The organism is Streptomyces sp. NPDC127092 (assembly GCF_042722475.1).
Lineage (GTDB): Bacteria > Actinomycetota > Actinomycetes > Streptomycetales > Streptomycetaceae > Streptomyces.
The window spans coordinates 1-529 of the sequence record NZ_JBHXFE010000139.1 but is presented as its reverse complement, the minus strand read 5'-3'; the positions used below and the strand labels follow the sequence as shown (position 1 = coordinate 529).

General features: G+C 69.0%; 1 protein-coding gene. It reads left to right on the top strand.

What is annotated here, in order from left to right; all coding sequences use genetic code 11:
- Positions 1-529, top strand: a 529-nt coding sequence (locus tag ACFWJO_RS38025; protein ID WP_386872721.1) for a DNA translocase FtsK, incomplete at both ends; no start/stop codon positions are given.

Genomic DNA, 529 nt, shown 5'->3' with positions numbered 1-529 from the left:
CGGCCGGCATCCACCTTGTTCTCGCCACGCAGCGGCCGTCCGTGGACGTGGTCACGGGCCTGATCAAGGCCAACGTGCCCTCCCGCATGGCGTTCGCGACGTCGTCGGTCACGGACTCCCGCGTGGTCCTGGACCAGCCCGGCGCGGAGAAGCTGCTCGGCCAGGGCGACGCCCTGTTCCTGCCGATGGGCAAGTCCAAGCCCATGCGCGTGCAGGGGGCGTGGGTCAACGAGTCCGAGATCCACGCCGTCGTGGAGCACGTGAAGTCGCAGATGCAGGTCCAGTACCGCGCGGACGTGATCCCCGAGAAGACCGAGAAGGTCATCGACGAGGACATCGGCGACGACCTGGACCTGCTCCTGCAGGCCGTCGAACTCGTGGTCACCACGCAGTTCGGCTCCACGTCCATGCTGCAGCGCAAGCTGCGGGTGGGCTTCGCGAAGGCCGGCCGCCTCATGGACCTCATGGAGTCCCGCGGCGTCGTGGGCCCCTCCGAGGGCTCCAAGGCCCGCGACGTGCTGGTCAAGCC